The organism is Halogranum amylolyticum, from assembly GCF_900110465.1.
Taxonomy (GTDB): Archaea; Halobacteriota; Halobacteria; order Halobacteriales; family Haloferacaceae; genus Halogranum; species Halogranum amylolyticum.
Window position 1 is genome coordinate 53,741 of sequence record NZ_FODV01000021.1, and the last position, 16,540, is coordinate 70,280.

Annotated in this window: 17 protein-coding genes; 3 read left to right on the forward strand and 14 right to left on the reverse strand. The window is 69.6% G+C overall.

What is annotated here, in order from left to right; translation table 11 throughout:
* Nucleotides 1-23: 23 nt before the first annotated feature.
* From BSG17_RS27275 to BSG17_RS21555, 3 genes are all read right to left on the reverse strand, one after another.
* Nucleotides 24-164, reverse strand: coding sequence for a hypothetical protein (locus BSG17_RS27275; RefSeq protein WP_170864904.1), 141 nt, complete (start codon nucleotides 162-164; stop codon nucleotides 24-26).
* 111 nt (nucleotides 165-275) lie between these two features.
* The gene (yqeC, locus tag BSG17_RS21550; protein WP_089827452.1) at nucleotides 276-1,004 is read right to left on the reverse strand and encodes a selenium cofactor biosynthesis protein YqeC; all 729 of its coding nucleotides are present in this window, start codon (nucleotides 1,002-1,004) and stop codon (nucleotides 276-278) included.
* Nucleotides 1,005-1,085: 81 nt separating this feature from the next.
* Entirely contained in the window at nucleotides 1,086-2,720 is a 1,635-nt protein-coding gene (locus BSG17_RS21555) for a cobyric acid synthase (protein WP_089827453.1), read from the reverse strand.
* Between the two features lie 104 nt (nucleotides 2,721-2,824).
* On the opposite strand from BSG17_RS21555, the gene BSG17_RS21560 reads away from it, so the two are divergent.
* Nucleotides 2,825-3,556 (forward strand): GNAT family N-acetyltransferase, encoded by a 732-nt coding sequence (locus BSG17_RS21560; RefSeq protein WP_089827454.1) that lies wholly within the window; start codon nucleotides 2,825-2,827, stop codon nucleotides 3,554-3,556.
* A 1-nt stretch (nucleotide 3,557) separates the two neighbouring features.
* Here the strand turns inward: BSG17_RS21560 and BSG17_RS21565 are convergent, their stop codons facing one another.
* From BSG17_RS21565 to BSG17_RS21575, 3 genes are read right to left on the reverse strand one after another with little or no spacing between them, the layout of a single operon-like run.
* On the reverse strand, nucleotides 3,558-4,283 hold the full coding sequence (locus BSG17_RS21565; protein ID WP_089827455.1) for a cob(I)yrinic acid a,c-diamide adenosyltransferase: 726 nt from the start codon (nucleotides 4,281-4,283) through the stop codon (nucleotides 3,558-3,560).
* Nucleotides 4,276-5,538, reverse strand: coding sequence for an amylo-alpha-1,6-glucosidase (locus BSG17_RS21570; protein WP_089827456.1), 1,263 nt, complete (start codon nucleotides 5,536-5,538; stop codon nucleotides 4,276-4,278). The genes BSG17_RS21565 and BSG17_RS21570 overlap by 8 nt, the downstream gene beginning before the upstream one ends.
* Nucleotides 5,539-5,587: 49 nt before the next feature.
* Nucleotides 5,588-6,994: a cobyrinic acid a,c-diamide synthase gene (locus BSG17_RS21575; protein ID WP_089827457.1), complete on the reverse strand. Its 1,407-nt coding sequence runs from the start codon at nucleotides 6,992-6,994 to the stop codon at nucleotides 5,588-5,590.
* A 151-nt stretch (nucleotides 6,995-7,145) separates the two neighbouring features.
* On the opposite strand from BSG17_RS21575, the gene BSG17_RS21580 reads away from it, so the two are divergent.
* Entirely contained in the window at nucleotides 7,146-8,198 is a 1,053-nt protein-coding gene (locus BSG17_RS21580; RefSeq protein WP_089827458.1) for a S66 family peptidase, read from the forward strand.
* Between the two features lie 11 nt (nucleotides 8,199-8,209).
* On the opposite strand, the gene BSG17_RS21585 is transcribed toward BSG17_RS21580, so the two are convergent.
* The 8 genes from BSG17_RS21585 to BSG17_RS21620 are packed head-to-tail and all read right to left on the reverse strand — an operon-like array spanning nucleotide 8,210 to nucleotide 14,933.
* Nucleotides 8,210-8,935 carry an adenosylcobinamide amidohydrolase gene (locus tag BSG17_RS21585; protein ID WP_089827459.1) on the reverse strand — a complete coding sequence of 242 codons (726 nt, stop codon included), beginning with the start codon at nucleotides 8,933-8,935 and terminating at the stop codon, nucleotides 8,210-8,212.
* Nucleotides 8,936-8,940: 5 nt separating this feature from the next.
* Nucleotides 8,941-9,951, reverse strand: a complete 1,011-nt coding sequence (cobD, locus tag BSG17_RS21590) for a threonine-phosphate decarboxylase CobD (RefSeq protein ID WP_089827460.1) — start codon at nucleotides 9,949-9,951, stop codon at nucleotides 8,941-8,943.
* A complete protein-coding gene (locus BSG17_RS21595; RefSeq protein ID WP_089827461.1) occupies nucleotides 9,941-10,933 on the reverse strand; it encodes a nicotinate-nucleotide--dimethylbenzimidazole phosphoribosyltransferase in 993 nt (330 codons plus the stop codon). Before BSG17_RS21595 ends, cobD begins: the two co-directional genes overlap by 11 nt.
* Nucleotides 10,924-11,514, reverse strand: a complete 591-nt coding sequence (locus BSG17_RS21600; protein WP_089827462.1) for an NTP transferase domain-containing protein — start codon at nucleotides 11,512-11,514, stop codon at nucleotides 10,924-10,926. Before BSG17_RS21600 ends, BSG17_RS21595 begins: the two co-directional genes overlap by 10 nt.
* A complete protein-coding gene (cobS, locus tag BSG17_RS21605) occupies nucleotides 11,514-12,311 on the reverse strand; it encodes an adenosylcobinamide-GDP ribazoletransferase (protein WP_089827463.1) in 798 nt (265 codons plus the stop codon). Before cobS ends, BSG17_RS21600 begins: the two co-directional genes overlap by 1 nt.
* Nucleotides 12,302-13,204 (reverse strand): adenosylcobinamide-phosphate synthase CbiB, encoded by a 903-nt coding sequence (gene cbiB / locus BSG17_RS21610; RefSeq protein WP_089827464.1) that lies wholly within the window; start codon nucleotides 13,202-13,204, stop codon nucleotides 12,302-12,304. The genes cobS and cbiB overlap by 10 nt, the downstream gene beginning before the upstream one ends.
* Entirely contained in the window at nucleotides 13,195-13,830 is a 636-nt protein-coding gene (locus BSG17_RS21615; RefSeq protein ID WP_089827465.1) for an HAD family hydrolase, read from the reverse strand. The genes cbiB and BSG17_RS21615 overlap by 10 nt, the downstream gene beginning before the upstream one ends.
* 50 nt (nucleotides 13,831-13,880) lie before the next feature.
* On the reverse strand, nucleotides 13,881-14,933 hold the full coding sequence (locus BSG17_RS21620) for a dipeptidase (RefSeq protein ID WP_089827466.1): 1,053 nt from the start codon (nucleotides 14,931-14,933) through the stop codon (nucleotides 13,881-13,883).
* Nucleotides 14,934-15,157: 224 nt separating this feature from the next.
* Between BSG17_RS21620 and BSG17_RS21625 the strand changes: the two genes are divergently transcribed.
* Nucleotides 15,158-16,201, forward strand: a complete 1,044-nt coding sequence (locus BSG17_RS21625; protein WP_089827467.1) for a DHH family phosphoesterase — start codon at nucleotides 15,158-15,160, stop codon at nucleotides 16,199-16,201.
* Nucleotides 16,202-16,540 lie beyond the last annotated feature (339 nt).

The window sequence follows — 16,540 nt, forward strand, 5'->3', positions numbered from 1 at the left end:
CTCGACGTTTCGACGGTCGAGAACTACTGCTCGCGTCGTTCGTTGTACTCGACTTGGTGACCCGTCTCCTCGTGATGGTCGAGCGCCTGCGAAGACATCTCGGCGACGTCCTCCGTCGTCACCGTCCACATGCACTCTTGACAGTCGTAACCAGTGGTTGACACACGTGATACATTCGCACGGACCCGATTAAGGGTCGTGCCCAAAAGGATAGGGTGTCGATTTCCCGACACTGTGGCGCGAGCGGCGCGAACACTCCGAACGGCTCGCTCCAACTACTCGACTACGTCGATCAGCGGGTCGTCGGCGTTCATCTGCGCGAGCACGACCCGCGGGACGTCGACGCGTTCGTGGACGCCGGCGGCGATCTCGCGGGCGACCCCCTCCAACCCGGCGTCGTCGACCATGTTGACGAGCGGGACGACCGTTGCACGCGGCGGCACCTTCTTCCGACCGCCCTCGCGACTCGCCAGTACCGCGGCGACGTCGTCGGGGCCGACGGTGTCGCCGACGTCGAGCCCCGTGACGGCCGCGACGCGCTCGGGCCGGTGGACGTACTCCTCGGTGAGCGGTTTTCCGACGGCCTTCGCGCTGGCGATCGGTATCACCGTGTCAGCCATCGCGGGGATCCGGGGCTCGCGCTCGTTCGGCGCCTTCAGCCACCGCGTGCGGGCGCCGTCGGCCTTCACGAACACCGCGTCGGCGTGGCCGCTGGCGCGTATCGCCGTCACGAGCGACGGGTCGTAGCCGCGATACCGGTCCTCGCGTTCCTGTTCGGGGACGAGACCGAGCGGCCAGACGTCGTTCGCTCGGAGCGCCTCGACCGGTTCGTCGGTGACGACGACGCGTGCGACCTGCTCGTCGAAGATCGGAATGCGGACCGTGGCGGTGACGACGCCGCGCGGAACTCGCCCCGCCAGCGAGTAGAGCGTCGTCTTCTTGCCGCCCGCGCCGACGACGCAGACCATCCCCGACTCCGCGGCGAGTGCCTCGACGATGTCCATGCGTGGACCACTCCCCGAACGGGCAAAAAGGGTCGCGTGTCCGAGGGTCGGACAGTCCGCGCAGGCAGTCGTCGCGGGCGGTCAGGTCCGTCCGAGTTCCAGCGCGTCGAGGTCGACGTGCGCCTCGACGAGGGCGGCCGCGCGATCGTACGGCGACCCGGCCGTCTCGGGTCCGTCCGGGGGACGCGCGCGACCGGCCGCCGCGAACGTCGCGTCGAGGAACGCGTCGCGAGCGACGCGGTTCTCGAACAGACCGTGGAGATACGTCCCGAGGACGTCTCCCGCCGCCGCGCCGAGCGCCGCCGTCGCCGTGTCGCCGTCGCCGCCGTGGTCTCCGTCGCCTTTGTCGTCACCGCGACGGCGAGCGAACGGCGTGGCGACCGACTCCGTCGTTCGCGTCCGCCCGGCGTGGATCTCGTAGCCGTCGACCCGGCCGCGGGCACCTGCGAGCGGCCCGGCCCCGTCGAGCGTCCACGTCGCCTCGGTGACGCGCTTGTCCGGATCGAACCGCGTCTCGACGGGGAGGAGACCGAACCCGTCGACCGTCTCGTCGCTACCCGTCCCCTCGACGGCGGCGTTCGTGAGGCGCTCGCCGAGGAACTGGTAGCCGCCGCAGAGGCCGACGACCGGTCCGTCGAACGCGCGGAGCGTCTCGTCGAGCCCGGCGTCTCGGCACGCCAGCAGGTCGTCGACGGTGTTCTTCGTCCCCGGGAGGACGACGGCGTCGGCGTCTCGGAGATCAGAGTCGAGCGGGACGTAGGCGACGCGGACGCCCGGTTCGGCGGCCAACGGGTCGAGGTCGGTGAAGTTCGAGATGCGTGGGAGTCGGGGGACGGCGACGGTCACCGCCTCCTCGTCCGGGACGCCGTCGTCGCCGACGACCGACCGCTCGCCGACCGACGGCAGCGAGACGCTGTCCTCCGCGGGGAGGCCGGGGTCGTCGTAGGGGAGCACCCCGAGAACGGGGACGCCGGTTCGTTCCTCGAAGGCGTCCAGCCCCGGTTCCAGGAGCGAGGCGTCGCCGCGGAACTTGTTGACCACTGCGCCGACGACCTGCTCGCGGAGATCCGCGGGGAGCAGTTCGAGCGTGCCGACGAGGCTGGCGAAGACACCGCCGCGTTCGATGTCGGCGACGAGGAGGATGTCGGCGCTCCGCGAGGTCGCCGCTCCGCCGCGATTCGACGACGAGTCGCGCGAGAACCGCGCGGTCTCGACGTTCGCCAGGTCGCGGTCGTGGAGGTTGATCTCGGCGATCGAGCCTGCCCCCTCCGCGACGACGACGTCGTGGTCGGCGGCGAGTCGAGCGTGGGCGGCCGTCGCCGCCTCGTGCGCGTCGTGCCAGTGGTTGTCGTAGTAGCGCCCCGCCTCGAACTGCCCCACCGCGACGCCGTCGACGACGAGCTGCGACTCACCGTCGCCCCGCGGCTTCAACAGCACGGGGTTGTGGTCGGTGGTCGGGCGGACCCGTGCGGCCCGTGCCTGGACGTACTGGGAGACGCCCACTTCGCCGAACGCGGGCGACTCCTCTGGGCCGTCTCCGTCGCTGCCGACGACAGCGGACGCACGCGGCACCGCCCGAGCGTTGTTGCTCATGTTCTGGGCCTTGAACGGCGCGACCGAGACTCCCCGGTCGGCGAGGTGCCGACAGAGGCCGGCGACGACGGTACTCTTGCCGACGTGGCTGGCAGTGCCGGCGACGAGAAGCGTCTTCGTCATCACCTCGGAGTCGGACGGCTACCTATCTAAAGACGTTCGTCGGCGTTTGTGTGTAACGTTACCAACACACATGGATAAGTGAATGCGACGGGAACTAGCTACGCATGAAAGCCCGAGAGAAACCGAAGTTCGAATCCACGGTGGGAAAGCAGATCTACGACTACGTCGAGCGCAACGGGGCGGTGAAGGCGACGGAGATCGACGACTACGTCAACACGAACCCCGAGGAGTTCCGTCACCAGCTGGCGCTGTTGAAGCGCGACGGCTACCTCGAGGAACACGACGGGAAACTCCGCCTCGCACTCGAGACGGGGGCCGCAGAGCAGTACGCGACCGACGATCTCGACTTCGTCATCCGGCCGGCCCGCGAGGAGGATCTGTCGGGTATCATCGGCGCCATCCGGCAGGTCGCCGCCGAGCGAACGTACATCGTCGCCGAGAGCGTCGCCGAGGCGCTCGACCACGAGGGGGCGCTGCTCAGACACAACGAACGGGAGTCGCGGGTGTTCTTCGTCGCCACCGTCGACGACGAGGTGGTCGGGTGGGCACACCTCACCGTCCCCGAGTTCGAGAAGCTCAGACACACCGCCGAGCTCACCGTCGGGGTACTCGAGGACTACCGCGGCAACGGCATCGGTAGCCACCTCGTGCAGCGCGGTCTCGAGTGGGCGCGAAGTAACGGGTTCGAGAAGGTCTACCAGAGCCTCCCCGCCACCAACCAGGACGCCGTCAGCTTCCTCGAGTCACAGGGGTGGGAGACGGAGGCGATCCGGCAGAAACACTACAAGATCGGCGACGACTACGTCGCAGAACAGATGATGGCGTACCTGTTTTGATCTAGAACTCCGTCCCCTTCCGGGCGCGCTGGCCCGCCTCGAAGGGATGCTTCTCCTTTTTCACCTGCGTGACGAGGTCAGCGACGTCGTCGAGGTAGGCCGGTCGGTCGTGGCTCCCGGTGAGTACCAGTTCGAGAGCGTCGGGCTTCGACCGGATCAGGTCGAGCACGTCCGCCTCGTCGAGCAGACCCATCGAGACGGCGTAGAGTAGCTCGTCGAGGATCAGCAGGTGGACGCCGTCTTCGGGGTCCCCGTCGAGCGCGAGCGGCTCGGTCAGCTCCGCCTCGCCCGCCGCGTCGACGAGTTCCCGTGCGCGCTTGAAGCCGGCGTCGGCCTGTGCGGCGTGGTCGTCCTCGTCGCTCCCGTCGCGCATCCCGGCCCACCCGTAGTGACCGAGGTTCTCGTAGCTGATGCCGGGGACTGCGGCGATGGCGTTGTACTCGCCGCGGACGTCCTCGACGCTGTCCGCCCCGCCCTTCATGAACTGCAGCAGGTGGACGCGGTAGCCGTGACCGGCGGCGCGAAATCCCATGCCGAGTGCGGCCGTCGTCTTCCCCTTGCCGCCGCCCCACCACGCCTGCACGAGACCGAACTCCTCGGGCGCGCTCGGTTCGATGGCGCGGGCGTCCGGTCTGCGTCCCTTACCGGGGGTGTTCCGGCGAGTGGTCTCGGGCGTCTGCTGGCCGGTTCGCGGTTCGTCGTCTGAGGTCGTGCTGTCGTCACTCATGGGTTGTCCAGTCGAGGTAGAGCGCGGCGCTCCACGAGAAGCGGTCGCTCCCGCGGCCCGCACCCGTCTCGGGGTTGAAGTACTCGCGGAACCCCTCGCGTTCGAGGAGTTCGAGGCTGTCTCCTTCGATACGGTCGGCGAGGTCGACCGCGCCGTAGCGCCGCAGGCCGTCGGCGAGCAGCCAGTTGACGTTCGTCCACACCGGGCCGCGCCAGTAGCGGTCGTAGTCCATCTCGGGGCCGACGTAGGAGGGACAGGCGTAGTCGTACGTGAGGAAGTTCTCGCGCAGGTTCTCCCGGAGGCGAGCGAACTGCTCGTTCGTCGGAACCTCGCCGAAGACGCCGATCAGTCCCGCCACGGAGTTCACTCGGAGCGGCCGGTCGCCGACACGGTCGTAGGAGACGAACGTCCCCAACTCCTCGTCCCACAGTCGCTCGCGCATCCCGGCGCGACTGTGTTCGGCCTGTCGACGCCACTCGTCGGCCTTCCGCTGGTCTCCCGCACTCGCGTAGAGCGCGGCGAGGTCGTCGCAGGCGCGGACGAAGATCGCGTTCGTCAGCGCGTCTTCGACGAGGAACGGACACTCCTCGCGGAGACGCGCCTCGTCCCAGTCGAGCGCCTTCCCCTGTCGGACGAGCGCGACGTAGCGGTCGTAGTCCCAGTCGGTCGGCCGCTGTTCGGAGAGGTCGGCGGACTTGCGGTCCTCCCGGACGTAGTCGAGGTCGTCGGTTATCTCCTCGGGGGCGAACGACTCGAGGACGGGTACCCACGCCGGCGAGTCGTCCATCCCCGTCGCCCACGGGTGGCGGACGTAGACGGTGTCGCCGTCGAACGACCGCTCGTCGACCCACCACGAGAGATGTCGATCCAGCAGGGGGAGCAGTTCGTCGCGGAACGCGTCGTCGCCGGTGGTCTCGTAGACGTGACGGGCCGCGGGGACGAGCATCGGCGGTTGGGTGATCCCGCTCGTCTGCACCTCGTCGGTGCCGGCGTCCCACTCCTCGGGACCGGGGAAGTAGCCCTCGGCGTCGGCCCAGAAGGCGATCTGCGGCACCATCCCGTTGGGCCACATCGCGTCGAGTAGCGTTCGCAGCTCCCGTTTCGCCGCCGCCGGGTCGGCGTGGGCGAGTCCGACGGCGACGAACGCCGAGTCCCAGTTCCACTGGTAGGGGTAGAGCGTCGCCGAGGGGATGGTGTACCCCTCGTGACGGTTCTGTCGGAGCACGTCGACGGCCTCCTCTCGTCGGTCGGTCATGGGACTCTCTGCCACGCAACGACAGTTCGTCTTTTCGGTCGCTGATGCATCACAGCTCCGCGACGAAGCGGTCGAACGCGCCGCTCGCGGCGTGGACGTGGGCGTACGTCCCCAGCGTCCGGTACTCGGTGAGACCGTCGCGCTCGCCGTCGACTCCCGCCCCTCGCTTCACGTCGAACGCGAACCGGGCGTCGTCGCCGACGTCGGCCTCGGAGTAGTGGAACTCGTGACCGTGGAGCGTCGTCCCCGCGTCGGCGGTGAGCGTCCCGTCTCGACTCTCCAACTCGACGTGGTCGAGCGCCTGATACCGATCTGTCATCCGGACGTCGGCTGGGAGCACGCCCGCCATCTCGTAGCTCTCACCGTCGGCCGTCGTCAGCGACTCGGCCAGCGCCATCAGTCCGCCGCACTCGCCGAGGACCGGGAGTCCCTCGGCGGCCCGGTCGGCGAGCGTCGCGAGCGCCGGGCTCGACGCCAGCGTCTCGGCGTGGAGTTCGGGGTAGCCGCCGGGGAAGTAGACGCCGTCGCAGTCGGGCAGGTCGTCGCCCGCAGTCGGCGCGAAGGGGACGACGGTCGCCCGCGCCCGGAGTCGCTCGCGCGTCGCCGGATAGACGAACCGGAAAGCCGCGTCGTCGGCGACGGCGACGCGGGGACGGGCGTCCGCGTCGCTTCCACTCTCGCTCTCGCGCCCCTGTCGACGGGAGTCGCTCGTCGAGACGCCGTCGGGTGCGGTCGCCTCCCGCGAGGCGTCGAGCAGGCGGTCGACGTCGAGACAGTCGGCCGCCGCGTCGAGCGCGTCGGGCGTCGGCGACGACTCCTCGCCGAGTACGAGCCCGAGATGTCGCTCCGGGATGATCAGATCGTCGCGCGGCGGGATCCGGCCGAAGTACGTCAGCTCGTCGGGGAGCGCCGACGCGATACCCCGTTCGTGTCGCCCCCCGTGGACGCGGGTCGTGACGACGCCCGCGACGTCGACGTCGTGGCCCGTGTGGGCGACGTAGCGCTCGAACCCGACTGCGGTGGCGGCGACGCTCTCCATCCCGGCGCTGCCGTCGACGACGAGCACCACGGGCAGGTCGAGCAGTTCGGCGACGCGGGCGGTCGACGTATCGGACTGACGACCGTCGGCGACGCGGGCGGTCGACGTGTCGAGTTGTGGATCCGCCTCGCGGTCACCGCTCCCGTCGTACAGCCCCATCATCCCCTCGACGACGCAGACGTCACCCTCGCCGCGGGCGTAGTTCTCACGGAGACCGTCGGCTCCCTGCAGCCACGGATCGAGCGTCCGCGACGCGCGCCACGTGGTGGCGGTGTGGTGACTCGGGTCGATGAAGTCGGGACCAGCTTTCGCGGGTTGGACGGTCTGACCCTCCCGTTGGAGCGCGCGACAGAGCGCGAGCGTCGCGACGGTCTTGCCGACACCCGAAGCGGTGCCGGCGACGACGAGACCTCTCACTGGCTCACCTCGAATATCATTGGATATGGGTTACTGCAACTGTACTTTAATTCAGCGGTCGGCCGACTCGTTTGGGCGCCGTCCGCACAGTGGTGTGGTCGCGACGTCCGTCTCACCAACGGTTATGTGTGTGTGTTCTGAATCTGACACGATGTCCGAGTTCGTCACGCCGCCGCCGGTCGAGCGAGGAGACAAAGTCGCGATCGTCTCGCCCGCGTCCGGACTCGCCGACCGGTTCCCACACGTCTACGAACGGGGACTCGACCGACTGCGCTCCGTCTTCGACCTCGAACCCGTCGAGTTCCCGACGGCGAGAGAGAGCGACAGTTACCTGTTCGATCACCCCGAGGAGCGCGCCGAAGACGTCGAACGAGCGTTCGCCGACCCCGAGATAGCTGCCGTCGTCTCGACCATCGGCGGCAACGACCAGATTCGAATTCTTGAGCATCTGGACGCCGACGTCCTCCGAGCTAACCCCACCCGGTTCTACGGCATCAGCGACAACACGAACCTCGCGCAGTTCCTCTGGAACCAAGGTGTCGTCTCGTACTACGGCGGCCACCTGTTGACGGAGTTCGCCACACCGGGCCCCCTCCCCGAGTATCTCGAATCGTCGCTCCGAACCGCGCTCTTCGAGGAGTCGGTCGGGTCGATAGCGCCCGCAGTCGAGTTCACCGACCAAGACGTCGGCTGGGACGACCCCGACCGCATCGACGACAGCCCGGAGATGGAGCGGAACCCCGGGTGGACCTGGCGCGGCGGCGACGACGCCGTCGAGGGGCGGACCTGGGGCGGGAGTCTCGAAATCACCGCCCTCCAAGCGGCCGCCGGGCGCTATCTCCCGGACCCGGCAGAACTCGACGGCGCGGTGCTCCTGTTGGAGACCTCCGAGGAGCTCCCCAGCCCCGGCGAGGTCCAGCGAGTCCTGTTGGGTCTCGGCGAGCGCGGACTGCTCTCGCGGTTCGACGGGTTCCTCGTCGGCCGGGTGAAGGCTCGCTCGCATCTCGTCGACCGGTCACAGGACAAGCGGGAAGCGTACCGCGCGAAACTACAGCAGAAGTACGTCGACGTCATCTCGCTGTACAACGAGACCGCGCCCATCGTGCTGAACGTCGACTTCGGTCACACGAACCCCATCGTTCCCGTTCCCATCGGCGCGACTGCGACTATCGACCCGGCAGCCGAACGGATAGCGTTCGACTGACTGCGCCCGACTCACGACAGTCGCGACACCGCCGCTCGGTCGTCGGTGACCACACCGTACTCGGCGTCGGCGACGGAGTCGGGGATCTCGCCCGCCGACGCGGCGTACCGCGAGTCCAGCGACGCCACCAGCGCGTCGCGGACGCAGGCCCGCGCGGCGGTCCCGACCTCGGTCGCGCTCCCGGAGAAGGCGGCCTGCTCGCCCGCGGGGTCGCAGGCGGCGACGACGGCGTCGGTGGTCGTCCCGGTGAACCCCGTCGTCGCCAGCAGCGTCGCCGTCTTCGCCTCCGCGGCGACGGTGAGGAGATTCGCGAGCGCGCCGGGGGCGAGCGACCGGGTTGTGCCGACGACGACGTTGACGGTGCCGACGGGTCGGTCGTCTCGCGCCGAACCGTCGACCGGAGCGTCGTCGGTCGTGCGGGAGTCAGGAGCCAGCGGCAGCGTCGCCGGGTTGGAGACGCCGCCCGTCACGACCGCCTCGACGGGGCCGAGTCGGGCGCGGCGTGCGTGTCGCTGGTCGACGCCCGTCAACAACGTCGGCCCCGGGTCGTCGAACCCCGCCCGACGGCGTCGCTCGCGGACGTACTCGTCGAGGTCGGTCTCGGGCCACCCCTCGGGGACGGTGACGTTGTAGGCGGCGGGACCGCGTGACTCCCCGCCCGCGTATCCGGTCGAGAGCCACCGCGTCCCTGCACGGGAGAGGCGGCAGACGCCGTCGCGTACCGTCGTCTCGAACACGGGTCCTAGACGTCCCGCAGCGCGTCGAGCAGTCTGTCGTTCTCCTCGGCGCGCTTGACCGCGACGCGGACGTGCGAGTCCAGACCGCGGAACGTGGTGGCGTCGCGGATGGCGACCCCGCGTTCGCGAGTCGTCTCGACGACGGTCTGGACGTCGCGGTCGCCGACGTCGAGCAGGAGGAACGGCGCGCCCGACTCCCGGACGTCGAACTCGTAGGAGAGGACGTCCCGCATCCGGGTGCGTTCGCGTTCGATCCGCTCGCGCGTCTCGGCGACGAACTCCTCTTGCTGCATGCAGTAGGCCCCCACGTCGGCGGCGGGGGTGCTGAGTCCCCACGCCGGGCGAGCGGTCTCGAGGCGCTCGCGCAGGTCGTCGCTCGCGACGGCGTAGCCCGCCCGGAGTCCAGGCAGCCCGAACATCTTCGTCAGCGACCGGGCGACGACGACACCACGCATCCCGCCGATGGAGGGCGAGTTGGTAAAGTCGAGGAACGCCTCGTCGACGAGCAGCGTCGTGTCCGCTCGGCGGCACTGCTGGGCGAACCACTGCAGTTCGCCGGGGTCGTAGAGCTTCCCGGTCGGGTTGTTCGGATTACAGACGACGACGACCGAGTGCGGTTCGGGGTCGATGTCGAGCACCGAGTCGGCGTCGACGAACTCGACCTCGCCGCCCTGCAGTCGCACCTCGCGGGCGTACTCGCCGAAGCTCGGAGCCGGTACGGCGACCGAGTCGCCCGGCGAGACGGTGACGCCGAGCGCCAGTCGGATGGCGATGAGCCCGCCCGCCGTCGGGACGACGTGTTTCGGGTCACAGCCCGAGTACTGCGCCGCGGCCGTGCGGTACTCGGTGTAGTCGTCGGTGTGGTACCGACTCGACGCGGCGAACGCGGCGTCGTACACCGCCGTGACACCCCGCGGGCGTGCGGGGTTGATGTTGGCGCTGAAGTCCAGTATCCGGGCGTCGGCGACCCCGCCGTGAGGAACGTGTTCGACGTCGGGGAGGGCTTCAGGGTCCATTGTGCGCAGAGAGACGGGCGATTGATTCAAGCGTTGTGGCTGCGACATCGTTTAGCACGCCAGCACGGTCGGCGAGTGCGAGCGCACCGCCCATTCCGGCTCCCTCCTTCGCGACCCCGGCGGCGTACCCGGACAGTCCCGTGTGATCGACGGCGTCGAACCCGGGGTCGCTGACGGTCAGCCCGAGGTCGAGTTCCGCCGCCGCGACCCGCAGATCCGGGACGCTGTCGGCGACGTAGGCCGTCGTCGCCAGCGACAGCGGCGCCTCGACGCCGGCGTGGCGGACGAGCGCGGCGGCCGCGATCATCTGCGTCCCGCCACCGAGGACGACCCGCGTCCCCGACTCCAGCGCCCCGACGGTGAGTCCCGAGACGACGGCGAGCACCGGATCGCCCACCCGCCGGACGGCGGTCTTCGGTTCGTTCGCCGCGTCGCCCGGTCGGAGACCGCTCGCTTCGAGTCCGTCGGCGACGACCTCCTCTTTCAACGTCAGCGGGTTCTCCGGCAGCGACGAGGAGACCGACCACTCCTCGCCGAGCGCGCGGAGCACGCCGAGTGCGGTCGTCGTCCCGCCAGGGACGGTCTCCCCGAGGACGACCTCCTCGTCCGGGAGCTTCCGGCCGTACTGGCGGGCCGCCTCGAACGACCCCGGCGCGGAGGGGACGGGGTCCCGCTCGCGGATGTCGTCGCCGGGGCGAGCGCCGACGGTCACCGTCGGGGCACCGGTCGGGACGCGCAACCCGCCGTCGACGGCGACGACGTCGAAGCCGACGAGTTCGCGGGCCGCACGGGTGACGAGCGCCGGCGTCGGACAGCCGCTCGGACTCGTCGGCATCTCGGGTGCGCGCACTACGTCGCCGTAGGTGAGCAGTTCGGCGTCAGCGCCCGGCGTGTGGACGAGCAGGTCGTCGTCCGCGCCGGCGGCGCTGATGCCGTCTATCTCTGCTGTCGCCGTCGATCCGGCGACGAGGATCAGTCGCACAGCGCCTCCGCTAGCTCTCTGTCCGCAGGTCGGTTCACGTTCACACTGAGTCGGACGTCGTGACTGAGGTACAAGTGGTCGTCGCTTCCCGCGACGACGTTCAGCCCGGTCGGAGCGAGTTCCCGTCCCCCGTGGTCGAACGCCGTGTCGACGCTCGCACCGAGTCGACGTTTGACGACTGCGGGAACGCAGACGGTGAGCGAGGGCGGGTCGTCACCGTCGCGCTCGCTGCGGGCCGCTTCGAACTCCGCTAGCACTCGGTCGATCACCGCGGGTGCGAGCAACGGCAGGTCGGCGACGACGGTGAGGACGGGGGCGTCGCGGCCGACTCGGTCGAGCGCCTCGCCGAGGTCGGCGACGTACCCGTCGCCCGGAGCGTCGACGACCGACTCGTCGCTCCCGAAGCGGTCGACGAGACGTTCCCGCGTCGCCGGTGTGTGCGGGGAGACGACGGGATGTATCTGCCCAGTGCGACTGTCCTCGAGCGCGTCGAGCACGCGGTCGATCATCGGCACGCGGTCGACCTCGACCAGCGGCTTCTCGACGTCGCCGCCGAGTCGCGTCCCGCGGCCGCCACACATCAGAAGTACGTCCACCCGACCACCCCCGCGTGCAGCGCGACGACTCTGGTGAGTTCGTTTGCAGTCCCGAGTACGTCGCCGGAGACGCCGCCGAGCGTCCGGGTGGCCCACCAGCCGACGCCGAGCGCGACGAGCGGAGCGGCGGCGACGGCGGCCAGTGCACTCGGCGCGGCCGGACCGGGGACGAACACGACCGGCAGCGAGAGCGTGAGAACGGGGACGATCCACCAGCCGTCGACCGCCTCGACCAGCTGCGAGCCGAGCCCCTGGTGGGGGGCGCTGCCGACGCAGACCAGGAGCGCCATCGCGGTCTTGGCGGCGACCTCGGCGGCGACGACGACTCTGACGGCGGGGAGCGCACCCCACCCGCTCGTGGGGAGGCCGAGCGCACCCAGCGCGAGCGCGACGACGACGAGCACGACGGCGAGCGTGCCGCCGACGCCGGTCTCGGAGTCTTTGAGTACTGCTGTCCGCCGGTCGGCGTCGCCGTGGACCGAGAAGGCGTCGCCGACGTCCGCGAGACCGTCGGCGTGGGTGATCCCCGTCACTGCGTAGAGCGCGAGCAGGTAGCCCGCGACGGCGGCGTTGAGCGGTAACGGCGGGACTCCTGGGAGCAGCGGGAGCGCCGACAGGAGGGTAGGACCGAAGAGCGGGAGCGCCGCGAGCAGGCCCACCAGGTACCCTACGAGCGGGAAAACGACCGGCGTCCGGCGGAAGGCGTCCCAGCACGTCTCGTCGCCGCCGACGGGGAGGCGCGTGAGGAACGCGACGCCGCCGCGGAGCGCGCTCAGAACCACGCGACCACCCCGGCGAGCGCGATGGCCAGCACGCCCGCGCCGGCGACGACGCGGACGCCGCGTTCGGCGTCGGCGACGGTCGGTAAGGGGTTACCGGCGTTCAGTCGGTAGTGACCGGCCTTCTCCAGTCGGACGTCGAGGGCGACGGCCAGCGTCGCCATCGGCCACCCGGAGTTCGGCGAAGTCGGGACGCGGGCGTCCTCGCGGGCGCGGACGAGCGCCGTCGGCGCACCCGCCGCGAGCGCGACGAGGAGCGCGCTCAGTCGTGCCGGGAGCCACATCACCGCGTCGTCGAGGCGGGCGGGCGCCCAACCGACGGGTTTCGAGCGGTAGCCGAGCATCGAGTCGAGCGTGTTGACCGCCTTCACCCACGCCGCCGCGCCCGCGGCGAGCGACAGCGACAGAGGGGCGAGGAGCGCGAACCCGAACAGTGGGGCGACGAGGCCGTCGGCGAGGTTCTCTGCGAGGCTCTCGACGGCGGCACTCCGGACCTCGCCCGTCGACAGCGCGGAGGCGTCTCGTCCAGCCAGCGCGCGGAGTTCGTGTCGGGCAACGTCGAGGTCCGTCTCGGTCAGGGCGACGACGTCGCGAGCGGCGTCGAGCAGCATCCGCAGGCTCGTCGTCGCGAACAGGACGAGTCCGGCGAGCACCGTCGCGACGAACGGGTGGAGGGCGGCCGCCGCGTCGACGACGCTCCAGACGACGAACGCCGCGAGGAAGGGGAGGCCGATGGCGACGGCGAGACTCACCGCTCGGGGGTTCGCCCACTCCGCGTCGAACGGTTCGACGAGCCGTCCGAACCAGACGACCGGATGCAGTCGGGTTGGCGGCTCCGCGAGGAGCGAGTCGAGCCCCGCACCGAGGACGACCGCGACGGTCGCCGTCAGGGGCATCGACCCTCCCGCGTCGCCAGCCACTCGGGGAACGCGGTCGGTGGGACGTCGGCGACGTCGACGAACGTACCGCCGCAGTCGGCGACGCCGCCGTCCGTCTCGGGGTCGTCGCCGACGTGGATCAGCTCCTCGACGGCCACGCCGAGCGCGCCCGCGACCGTCGCGAACGCGTCCGGGTGTGGTTTGCGCCAGCCGCAGGCGACGCTCGTGGTGACTGTATCGAAGTCGTCGCGGCCGACGTCGGCACGGACGAGCGTCCGCGCGACCAGTTCCGGGACGGAGCAGTTCGAGAGGAGGCCGACCGGACCGTGGGCTGCGGCCGCGTCGACCGCCTCGCGTGCGCCGGGGCGCGTCGTCACCTCGGGGTCGAACGCCGCGACGACGGCGTGGCGGGGGGCGTTGTTCGGCGCGTCGACGCCGCGACTGGCGAGGGCGGCGCTGACGTGGGCGGGGAGGGGGACTTCGGCTCCGTCGGGCGCGTCGATGTGGACCTCGCGGTAGGCGTCGTCCCAGTCGGCCGGGACGGCGACGCCGCAGGTCTCGAGTTCGGCGGCGACTGCGGCCGCAGGGTTCTCGGGGGACGACACGTCGACAAGTGTTCCGAACAGGTCGAACGAGACTGCCACTGCCCTGTGATTAGTCAAAGTGGACTTGAAGATAGTGGTCGCCGGACCGCTCAGGCCGTCAGCGTCTCCTCGAGGACGCGGAACCAGTTGTCGTGGGCGATCTTCTCCAGCGCTTCCTCGTCGAAGCCGCGAGAGCGAAGTTCGTCGAACAGCGCGGGGAGGCCACGGACGTCGCCCAGCGGGTCGGGGATCATCGCGCCGTCGAAGTCGGAGCCGAGCGCGACGTGCTCGGGGCCGAGGCGGTCGGCGACGTACTCGACGTGGTCGGCGAGCACCGACAGCGGTGTGTCGGGGTCGAACGCGCCATCCGGGCGGAGCGCGCTCACGCCGAACGTGACGCCGACGACGCCGCCGGCGTCGGCGACGGCGTCGAGTTGGTCGTCGGTCAGGTTCCGCGAGGAGGGACAGAGCGCGTGCGCTGCCGTGTGAGTGACGACGAGCGGCGCGTTCGACAGGTCGGCGACGTCCCAGAACCCTCGTTCGTTGAGGTGTGCGCAGTCGACGACGATGCCGAGGTCGTTGCAGGCGCGGACGAGGTCGCGGCCGGCGTCGGTCAGCCCTGGACCGATGTCGGGCGAAGCGGGGCAACGGAAGGGGACGCCGTGACCGAAGGCGTTCTCGCGACTCCAGACGAGTCCGATGGAGCGGACGCCGGCGTCGTAGAGGTCGGTGAGGTTCGAGAGGTCCGGGCGGACGGCCTCGGCCCCCTCCAGATGTGGGAGTGCGACGAGCGACCCCGCCTCGAAGCAGTCGCGGAGTTCCGCCGCCGTCCGAGCGATGCGAACTTTCCCTGCGGCGTCGGACTCGATGGTCGCGAGGAGATCGAGCAGTTCGTCGGTGACGGCGGCGGCGTAGTCGGGGCGGACCGGCGGCGAGTAGGGGACCTCGTAGCCGTCGTCGGTCGCAACCGGGTCGAGGTCGCCCTCGCCAGGGACGAACAGCGCGAAGAAGCCGCCCCCGAACCCGGCCTCCTGCGCCCGCGGGAGATCGAGATGGCCCCGGTCGCTCGCCTCGAAGAACGACCGGTCGCCGCTGCGGTCGTTCAGCAGATCCAACAGCGTGTCGTTGTGGCCGTCGAAGACGAGCGGTGAGGTGCGTACCATGCGGACGAAGCGTTACTGCTCCCTGGAGTCGACAGCCACCTCAACGTTCCGTCCGTCGGGTCGTCGTCAGCCCGTTCCGACGGTCGGCGACACGCAGCCCGAGCGACTGCCGAGAGCGTGGCGACGGGGCAGATCGAACGTTAGGTCCGCTCGAAACCGGACGTTCGGTCGACTCACGGAGCCGCCGCGTGCGAGTCAAGTACCGTCGAGTACAACTCACGGGCATGGTCGCAGACGTCGATTCGGGAGAACCGTCGACCGGTGCGGACCCGACCGCCCTCGTGGCCGCCTTCGAGACGGTGTCGTCGCTCCTCGTCGTCGGTCACGACAGTCCGGACCCCGATTGTCTCGCCAGCGCCCTCGCGCTGCGGACGATCGCGGAGTCGGCGGGCGTCGAGACCGTCGACATCGTCTACGGCGGCCACATCAGCCACCAGCAGAACCGGGCGTTCGTCAACCTGCTCGCACTGGATCTCGATCGGTTCGACCCTGCCCAACTCGACACCGTCGACAGCGTGGCCTTCGTCGACCACGCCGTCCCCGGTATCAACAACAGCGTCCCGACGGGAACGAACGTCGACGTCGTCATCGACCACCACGAGTACGAGACGTCCGTCGACGCCGATTACCTCGATCTCCGAACCGGGTACGCCGCGACGGTTACCATCCTGCTGGAGTATCTGGACGGACTGGACCTGGAACCGACACCGGAGTTGGCGGCGGCGGCGCTCTTCGCACTCCACCGGGAGACGATCGATTTCGTCCGTGGCCCGACGATGAGGGAGTACGAGGTGGCGGCCCGCCTCCTGGATCTCGTCGACGAGGAGTTGATCAAGCGGATGTACGGCGCGATGTTCACGCCGGAGACGTTGGACGCCATCGGCGAGGCGATCCGAACGCGCGAGATCCGCGGGTCGGCGCTCGTCTCGAGCGTCGGTCGCGTCTCGGAGCGAGACGCGCTCCCACAGGCTGCCGACCTCCTGTTGAACCTCGAGGGGGTGACGACCGTGCTCGTGTTCGGCCTCGTCGGCGACCACGTCCAGTTGAGCGCGCGGAGCGTCGACTCGCGAATCGACGTCGGCGAACTGCTCCGGCAGACGTTCGCCGACGTCGGGACTGCCGGTGGTCACGACAACATGGCCGGCGGACAGCTTCCGCTCGGTCTTTTCGCCGACGAGTCGGCCGACGACTTCGAACTCGTCGCGTTCGTCGGCGACCGCATCGGTTCGCGGTTCTTCGACGCGATGAACCTCTCGGACCCGTCGTGAGTGAGATCTGGGACGGGCCGGTCGCGTCTCGTCTTCTGCCTCGTATCGATTAGGAATCATATCTGGATACACATATGAACGCACTCGTCTCTGTCGCTGGCAACGGCCCACAGAAGATCAATATCTGTTGAAAGTCAAACTTCCGAGAACATATAAACTGAAATATGTAAATTTAGCCACAAGAAATAAATTCAATCCGTTTACACATCTTCTCATGCCAACTCGAAGAACGGCGATGAAGACCGGAGCGGCAGTCATCGGACTCAGTACCATTCCAACCTCGATTCAGGCGCTCCCGACGGACGGGGATGGTGGAAAATGCGTGTTCATCTACGACGA

What these genes read in the sequence shown, in the direction of transcription:
- yqeC (WP_089827452.1), bottom strand. Translation starts at nt 1,004, where the DNA reads ATGGACATCGTCGAGGCACTCGCCGCGGAGTCGGGGATGGTCTGCGTC.
- BSG17_RS21555 (WP_089827453.1), bottom strand. Translation starts at nt 2,720, where the DNA reads ATGACGAAGACGCTTCTCGTCGCCGGCACTGCCAGCCACGTCGGCAAG.
- BSG17_RS21560 (WP_089827454.1), top strand. Translation starts at nt 2,825, where the DNA reads ATGAAAGCCCGAGAGAAACCGAAGTTCGAATCCACGGTGGGAAAGCAG.
- BSG17_RS21565 (WP_089827455.1), bottom strand. Translation starts at nt 4,283, where the DNA reads ATGAGTGACGACAGCACGACCTCAGACGACGAACCGCGAACCGGCCAG.
- BSG17_RS21570 (WP_089827456.1), bottom strand. Translation starts at nt 5,538, where the DNA reads ATGACCGACCGACGAGAGGAGGCCGTCGACGTGCTCCGACAGAACCGT.
- BSG17_RS21580 (WP_089827458.1), top strand. Translation starts at nt 7,146, where the DNA reads ATGTCCGAGTTCGTCACGCCGCCGCCGGTCGAGCGAGGAGACAAAGTC.
- cobD (WP_089827460.1), bottom strand. Translation starts at nt 9,951, where the DNA reads ATGGACCCTGAAGCCCTCCCCGACGTCGAACACGTTCCTCACGGCGGG.
- BSG17_RS21600 (WP_089827462.1), bottom strand. Translation starts at nt 11,514, where the DNA reads ATGTGTGGCGGCCGCGGGACGCGACTCGGCGGCGACGTCGAGAAGCCG.
- cbiB (WP_089827464.1), bottom strand. Translation starts at nt 13,204, where the DNA reads ATGCCCCTGACGGCGACCGTCGCGGTCGTCCTCGGTGCGGGGCTCGAC.
- BSG17_RS21620 (WP_089827466.1), bottom strand. Translation starts at nt 14,933, where the DNA reads ATGGTACGCACCTCACCGCTCGTCTTCGACGGCCACAACGACACGCTG.
- BSG17_RS21625 (WP_089827467.1), top strand. Translation starts at nt 15,158, where the DNA reads ATGGTCGCAGACGTCGATTCGGGAGAACCGTCGACCGGTGCGGACCCG.